The organism is Streptomyces sp. UNOB3_S3 (genome assembly GCF_020740895.1).
Classification (GTDB): domain Bacteria; phylum Actinomycetota; class Actinomycetes; order Streptomycetales; family Streptomycetaceae; genus Streptomyces.
In genome coordinates, this window is record NZ_JAILXP010000347.1 from 1 (window position 1) to 7580 (window position 7580).

The 7580-nt window shown below is 74.1% G+C and carries 5 protein-coding genes and 1 tRNA gene; 3 read left to right on the forward strand and 3 right to left on the reverse strand.

The window, feature by feature from the left end:
• On the forward strand, positions 1-2134 hold a 2134-nt coding region (locus K6I33_RS28265; protein WP_229357373.1), incomplete at its 5' end, for a nuclease-related domain-containing DEAD/DEAH box helicase.
• A gap of 70 nt (positions 2135-2204) precedes the next feature.
• The gene (locus tag K6I33_RS28270) at positions 2205-3407 is read left to right on the forward strand and encodes an amidohydrolase family protein (RefSeq protein ID WP_229357374.1); all 1203 of its coding nucleotides are present in this window, start codon (positions 2205-2207) and stop codon (positions 3405-3407) included.
• A 39-nt stretch (positions 3408-3446) separates the two neighbouring features.
• Here K6I33_RS28270 and K6I33_RS28275 read toward each other — a convergent pair whose 3' ends face one another.
• The 3 genes from K6I33_RS28275 to K6I33_RS28285 all read right to left on the reverse strand — a co-directional run bounded on the left by K6I33_RS28275 (position 3447) and on the right by K6I33_RS28285 (position 5499).
• Complete coding sequence (locus K6I33_RS28275) at positions 3447-4685, reverse strand: DUF6545 domain-containing protein (RefSeq protein WP_229357375.1); 1239 nt, start codon at positions 4683-4685, stop codon at positions 3447-3449.
• Positions 4678-5163, reverse strand: a complete 486-nt coding sequence (locus K6I33_RS28280; RefSeq protein ID WP_229357376.1) for a hypothetical protein — start codon at positions 5161-5163, stop codon at positions 4678-4680. Before K6I33_RS28280 ends, K6I33_RS28275 begins: the two co-directional genes overlap by 8 nt.
• Before the next feature lie 263 nt (positions 5164-5426).
• A tRNA-Arg gene (locus tag K6I33_RS28285) sits at positions 5427-5499 on the reverse strand.
• 257 nt (positions 5500-5756) lie between these two features.
• Between K6I33_RS28285 and K6I33_RS28290 the strand changes: the two genes are divergently transcribed.
• Entirely contained in the window at positions 5757-7439 is a 1683-nt protein-coding gene (locus tag K6I33_RS28290; RefSeq protein ID WP_374285977.1) for a dynamin family protein, read from the forward strand.
• Positions 7440-7580: the final 141 nt, after the last annotated feature.

Genomic DNA, 7580 nt, shown 5'->3' on the forward strand with positions numbered 1-7580 from the left:
GGGTGGGGGCATGGCGGCTGGGGGATCGGCATCGACCAGGGCCCAGGAGGCCCGGCGGCACGAGCGTGAGCTGCGGGAGCAGCTGAGGGCGGCGCAGCGGGAGGCCCGGCGGTGGGAGGCGGCCAGCGAGGGCGAGCGCAGGGTCGCCGCCCAGCTGCTGATGCTCACCGAGCGGGGCTGGCGGCTGCTCGTGGACCGGCGCTGGCCGGGGACGCGAGCGGCCAATGTCGACATGCTGCTGATCGGGCCCGGCGGCGTGTTCGTCATCGACGTCAAGAACTGGCGGGCCGCCCCGGAGACCGCCGACGGGCATCTCGTCGCGGCCCGGCAGCGCCGCGACGGGGAGATGGGCAAGCTGCTGGCCGTGACCAGGCTCGCCGAGGCGGCCGTGGCGGAGCTCGGCATGTCGCCCGTGGCGGTCCGGCCGGTGATGGTCTTCGCCGGCCGCTCGTTCAGCGGCGAACTGGGCCGGGTGCGGCTGCTGGGGGAGCGCGAGGTGGGGCCGGCGCTGCTGGCCGAGCGGACCCGGCTCGCCCCGGCCCGGGTGGGGGAGGTCGTCGGCCATCTGGCCCGGGTCTTCCCGGCGTACGAGGGCTCGTCCGTCCCCGCCGAACGCTCCGGCGTGCACCCGGTGGCGCACGCGCCCCAGGAACCGGCGGAGGCGCTGTTCGACGTCGAGGGACTGCGGGACGCGGCCGTCGAGGCCGCCCGCCGGGGCCCGGTCGAGCAGTGGATGACCTTCCTCCACCCCGCCCAGGTCGCCCTGGTGCGGCGCAACTGGTCGGGCCCGGCCCGGGTCAGCGGCCCGGCGGGCACGGGGAAGACCGCCGTGGCCCTCCACCGCGCCGCGCTCCTCGCGCAGCGCACGACCGGGCGGGTGCTGTACGTGACGTTCGCCAGCAATCTGCCACGCGTGCAGGCCACTTTCCTGCGGACGATGTCCCCGGCCGTCGCCGACCGGGTCGAATTCCGCAGCCTGCATTCCTGGTCGCTGAAATTCCTCGAAGAACGCGGAATCCCCCACCGGCTGCACGGCGAAGGCGCGCTGACGGCGTTCAACCGGGCCTGGATACACCGCGGCCGCGAGAGCGTGCTCGGCACCCTCGACCCGTCGCCGCGCTATTGGCACGAGGAGATCGACTGCGTCATCAAGGGCCGGGGCATCACCCGTTTCGAGGAGTACGCCACGCTCCGGCGCCACCGCCGTCGCACCCACCTCCGCCGCCCGCACCGCGAGGCGGTCTGGGCGCTGTACGAGGAGTACGAGCGGGTGCGCGCCGAGCGGGGCGTGCACGACTTCAACGACATCCTCGGCCTCGCCCTGGCCGAGGCGAGCGCCCGGCCCGGCCGCTCGCCGTACGCGGCCGTCATCGCCGACGAGGTCCAGGACCTCACGCTCGTCGGGGTACGGCTGCTGCACGCGCTCGTCGGTGACGCGCCCAACGGCCTGCTGCTGGTCGGCGACGGCCAGCAGGCCGTCTACCCCGGCGGCTTCCGGCTCTCGGACGCGGGGATAGACGTGCGCGGCGACCGCGGCCAGGTCCTGCGCGTCAACTACCGCAACGCCAAGGAGGTCCTGGACGCCGCTCTCGCCGTCGTCGCCGAGGACGCCTTCGACGACATCGACGGCACCCGGCTGGCCGGCCTGCGCGACGTGGACCTCACCTACCGGGGCGGCCAGGTCACCCGTGCCGTCCTGCGGACCCCCGCCGAGCTCGACGAGGCCCTGCTCGCCGCCCTGCGCGGCCGCGGCGAGGCCGGCTGGCCCGACTCGGCGGTCCTGTGCCCCACCCGGCGCGAGACCGAGCACTACCAGCGGCTGCTCGCCCGGGCGGGCATCCCGCAGTGCCCCCTGGAGCGCTACGACGGCCACCCCGTGCCCGGTGTGAAGGTCGGCGGCTACCGTCGCGCCAAGGGGCTGGAGTTCAAGCACGTCTATCTGCCCGGCCATATCACGCCGGGTGTCCCCGGGCCGGACGACGACGGCATCACGCTGGAGCGCGAGGAACTCCGGCGCGCCCAGTTGTTCGTGGCCATGACCCGGGCCAGGGACACGCTGTGGCTGGGCTCGGTCGAGGCCGTGGCGAACGGGGTGGCCCCGGCGAACCCGGTGTCGCTGCCTGCCCGATTGTGATCTTCTCGTGGTCGCCGGTACGGGCTAGCGTGCGGGGAGACCGCCCGTACCGACACCTGGAGCACAGCTCGTGGACGACTCCCGCTCGGCCGTACGCGCCGCACGCCTCTTCGACGGCGAACGGGCCCACAACGGCCCGGTGCTGGTCCTGGTCGAGAACGGCCTGATCACCGATGTCGACCTCACCGGCGCCAACCCGCCGGAGGGAGTGCCGCTCACGGACCTCGGGGACGCCACGCTGCTGCCGGGCCTGATCGACGCCCACAGCCATCTGGCCTTCGAGGCGGGCGGTGCCACCGAGCATCAGATGTGCCATGACGACGACGCCACCGTGCTCGCGCGGATGCGCGAGCACGCGACCCGCGCCCTGCGGGCCGGGATCACCACGATCCGGGACCTGGGCGACCGGGACTATCTGTCGCTGCGGCTGCGCGAGGAGTTCGCCGAGGGAGGCGCGGGCCCCCGGATCGTCGCGGCCGGCCCGCCCCTCACCCGTACCCGTGGCCACTGCTGGTACCTGGGCGGCGAGGCCGACGGGGCGGACGAGGCGGTCGCCGCCGTCGCCGACCGGGCCGCGCACGGCACGGACCTCGTCAAGATCATGGCGACGGGAGGGATATCCACGACCGGTTCCAATCCCGGCGGCTCCCAGTACACCCCGGCCGAGCTGCGGGCCGTCACGGAGGCCGCGCACGGCCGGGGGCTGCCCGTCGTCGCCCACGCGCACGCGGCGGCGGGCATCGCCGACGCCGTGGCCGCCGGGGCCGACGGCATCGAGCACTGCACGTTCATGACCCCGCACGGGGTGCGCCTCGACCCCGCGACGGTCGACGCGATGGCCGCCGCGGGCACCTTCGTCGGCTGCACGGTCGTCAAACCCCGCGCGGGCATGCCCGACGAGGTGCTGCGGACCATCGAGCCCTACTGGGAGAACCAGGCGTACATGCACCGCCGGGGCGTGCGGGTCGTCTGCTGCACCGACGCGGGCATCAACGCGCACAAGCCGCACGACGTGCTCCCCTCGGACCTCGTGTACTTCGCCTCGCAGGTCGCGACGAACACCGAGGCCCTCACGTCGGTGACCTCGCTCGCCGCCGCGTCCTGCGGGCTCGCGGACCGCAAGGGCCGCATCGCCCCCGGCCACGACGCCGACCTGCTCGCGGTGGCCGGGAACCCCGTGCACGACCTCGGCGCGCTCTCCCGCGTCCGCGCGGTCCACCGCGCGGGACGGCTGGTCGCCGGCGCCCTGCCGGAGGAGGCCGGCACGTTCTGATCCGGCGTGTCCTGGGCCGACGCGTCCTGATCCGGCGCGTCAGGAGCCGGCGGCCACCGCCGACGGCGCCCCGGGCCGGAATCCGTCGGCGAAGGAGCCGACCGTACGGGAGCGCAGCGCCCGGTGCAGCCGCAGCATCCGGCGGATCTCGCGGTGCACGGTCGACCTGTCGGCGAGGACCTCCGGCAGCAGGTCCTTGTCGAGCTCCTTGTGGTAGAGCTTGCCCGCTCCGGCCGCCGCCTCCCGCCGGGTCACCTCGATCCAGCAGGCGGTGGCCGCCAGCCGCTGCCGCTGGACGAGGCGGGACTGCCCGGGACCGCCGGAGTACGGCGGGGCGCCCGTCGCCTCCCCGGCCTCGTAGAGGAGCTCCGGCGACGCCCAGCCGTCGTGGAGGAACGTGATGCTGTCGTGGATCTCGATGACCCGCTGGTGCAGCCGCTCCCAGGCGCTGTCGAACGCCAGCAGGTCCGTCCTCCGCGACGGGGGCGGCACCACGGTGAGTTCGGGCGTCGCGCGCCGCAGCAGCAGCCACAGCCCGTACAGCCGCTGCCGGCGGTACCAGTACAGGGACACCTGCCGCAGCGGCTCCAGCGCGGCCAGCGAGCATCCGAGGGCGACGAGGACGAACCGCGCGAAGGAGCACCAGAATCCGGCCAGCGCCAGCGCCGCCGGGGCCTCGGTGAACCAGCGGACGCAGCGGATCACCAGATAGGGCACCTCCGCGCTGGTGCCCACGGCGAGCGCCAGCACGCTGACGCGCAGCACCGGGCTGCGCATCGCGACCCCGTGCCGCCAGAAGACCACGGCCGCCCCCACCGCCGTGATCAGCCCGTACGCGATCCACACGACCGCGTACCCGGCCCACCAGCCGTGCGCCCGCGCCCCGAACCGGTCGTGCGCGGGGGTGACGGCGAAGAAGGCGAAGGCGAGCGCCGCCATCGAGGCCGCGCAGACCACCGGCGCCCGGCGCAGCCACGCGGGGACGGTCCGCCCGGCCGCGTCCAGCGCCACCGCGAGCCACCACACGAACGCGAAGTCCGTGAGGGCCACGAGCGCGACGGCGAGCTCACCGGCCTTGGGCACATGGGTCACCTGGTCGACCCAGCTCCCCACCTCCGCCTGGATCGCCAGCGAGCCGGTCGCCAGCACCGCCAGCGCGATCCACACCGGCCGCTGGGGCGGCCGCCGCAGCGCGGGTATCCGCAGGACCAGCACGGTCCACGCGATCAGGAGGATGACCTCCCGCAGCGTCTCGACCCACGCGGGAACGTCATGCACGGCCGGCTCCGAGCAGGTTCTCCGCCCGCCGCTCCACCGCGCTGATCCCCTTGGGCCGCATCTGCCCGGCGATCCTCAGCACCAGCGAGGCGAACGTCTCCGCCAGCTCCTCCTCGGCGTCGCTGCACGACTTGCCCTTGGCCCGCCGCCCGTCCGTGCCCGGAGCCGAGCCGGGACCGCTCAACACCTCCTGGAGCGCGGTCCCGTGACCCGCGAGCATGTGGCATATCTCGTGCAGCACGATGTGGTCGCGGTAGTAGCCGGTGGCGGACGAGCGGGTGATGATGTGATCGGTCGCGCCGTCGTCGTACCACATCCCGAACGGCAGCGCCGGAAGGTCCGCGGAGTGCAGCTTCAACGCCCTCCCGCGGGCCCGGCCCAGCGCCCGGCAGAGCTCCTCGACGTCCCATGGCTGGGGCAGTTCGGGAAGCCGGGCGACGAGCCTCTCGGCCATGGCCCTCACGTGCTTATTGGCCACGACGTACCCCCTCCCTCGCGATCGCGGGCACCGTCGGCTCACCCCTCCCCGACCAGGTGCTGCGCTGTCCCCTCGCGGCCACGCGTCATTGCCCCGCTCCCTTTGCTCACGACAACCGGAAGACGGCCCCCCCAAGCCCCCTGAAACGGGGTCGAGTGTACAGACCGGCGGGCATGCCGAACGGGGTCCTGTGGACTCCTGTGGAGGAGGACGGGAAGGCGGGGGAGGGGTGTGGAGAAGAAACGTCCCGACTGGACGAAGAGCGCCCCCGGCAGGACTCGAACCTGCGGCCAAGTGCTTAGAAGGCACCTGCTCTATCCACTGAGCTACGGGGGCCGGTGTGTACGGCGGTCGCGGACGGCTGAAGCCCCGGGCTCGGTGGTGCCGTGACCTTGCCGGGGACAAGGATAGGGCTCCGCGTACCTCGTCCCGGTTGCTTCACCTCCGTGACACGATGTGGAGGTTCGGTGAAGCGGTCCTGATAATCGCAGGCAGGTGCGATTTTCGCATCGTTTTTGACGCGGTTGATGCCGGGTGTTGTGTACTCGTTATGCCTGGGCCCCATACGCCACGCCTCGCGCGCCATGGCCTATATGTTTCAAAATCACCCCAGAATTGGGCATTCTGCACGTGTGGCGACCTTGGACGTACGGCCCCGACTGCTTGACGCGCTGTCCGCGTTGCGTGACCGCGTGGACGCCGCACGCTTCCCCCTCCCCCTCCCCGGCGCAGCCCGCGCCCGCCGTAACCGGGCCGAGCTCCTGGCGCAGCTCGACGACTACTTGGTGCCCCGCCTGTGCGCCCCCGAAGCGCCGTTGCTGGCGGTGGTCGGGGGGTCCACGGGGGCCGGCAAGTCCACTCTGGTCAACTCGCTGGTGGGGCGGAGGGTCACTGAGGCGGGGGTGCTGCGGCCGACAACCCGCACGCCAGTGCTGGTCTGCCATCCGGACGACCACCACTGGTTCGCCGGGCCCCGGGTGCTGCCCAGGCTCCAGCGGATCTGGGTGCCCGCGCAGGACGGCGCGTCCGGGGCGTTCGAGGCGGAGGCGGCGGACGAGGAGGCCGGGGCCGCCGCCGAGCCGGAACCGGCGGAGGACGGGCCGCCCGCGCTACGGGTCGAGACCGACCGCGCCCTGCCGCGCGGGCTGGCGCTGCTGGACGCGCCCGACATCGACTCCCTCGTCGCCGGCAACAGGGAGATCGCCGCCTCCCTGATCTGCGCGGCCGACATCTGGGTGCTCGTCACCACCGCGACGCGGTACGCCGACGCGGTGCCCTGGCACCTGCTGCGCACGGCCAAGGAGTACGACGTCACGCTCGTCACCGTGCTCGACCGGGTGCCGCACCAGGTGGCCGTCGAGGTGTCCCGGCAGTACGACGCGCTGCTGGAGAACGCGGGCCTGGGCGACGTCCCCCGCTTCACCATCCCCGAACTGCCCGAGTCCGCCGACGGCAGCGGCCTGCTGCCCGCCACCGCCGTCGCCGGGCTGCGCGCCTGGCTCGCCCAGCGCGCCGAGGACCCGGCGGCCCGGCTCGTCGCGACAGCGCGCACCGCGCGCGGAGTGCTCTCCTCACTGGGATCCCGGCTGCCGGGACTGGCCGGTGCCTCGGCCGTCCAGCACGCGGTGGCCGTACGGACCCTCCAGCGCGTCGAGGACGCGTACGGGCGGGCGGTCGAGCGGGTACGGCGGGAGATCGCGGCGGGGGAGGCACTGGCCGGGGACGCCCTCACCCACTGGCGCGGCTATCCCCACGACAGCACCCCGGACGAACTGCTGACCGCGCTGGCCGGTTCCGTCGTCGCGCTGCTGAGCTGCGCCGCCGACGCCGCGGACGAGGAGATCGCCGCGGGCTGCGCCGACGACCCGGTGGCGGCGGCCGCGCTCGCGCCCGCCGACCCCGACGGCGCGCGGGCCAGGATCGGTGTGGCCGTACGCCGTTGGCGGCGCTGCCTGGAGGAGATCGCCGAGGAGGAGGTCCGGGCCGCCGAACGCGACCGGGGCACCGAGAGCGAACGGACCGCCGCGCTCCTCGCGGCGGAGCTGCTGGGCGGCCGCCGGGCGGGCCGGGCCGGGGACAAGCTCGCCGGGACGTTCGGCGCCCAGCGCGCCCTGCGCCTGCGCGACCGCGGGGCCGGGCTGCTGACCACCTGCCTGGAACAGGTCCTCGACTCCGAACGGGACCGCAGGGCGGCTCCCCTGGAGGCCCTGGAGATGACCCCGGATCACCAGGTCGAGCTCATCGCCGCGCTGTCCCTACTGCAGAAGGAGAGGTGACCGCCATGACCCCCGACGTGCCTCCGGGTGCTGCCTCCGGCGCGGCCCCGGGCCCGGCTCCCAGGAGCGGAGGGGACGAACGGGGCGGCGGCAACGGCGAGCGCTACTGGTACGACGGCGTGATCGCACGCCGCGTACGCC

Coding starts and splice junctions, on each gene's coding strand:
- K6I33_RS28290 (WP_374285977.1), top strand. CDS start 5,757: ATGTTTCAAAATCACCCCAGAATTGGGCATTCTGCACGTGTGGCGACC.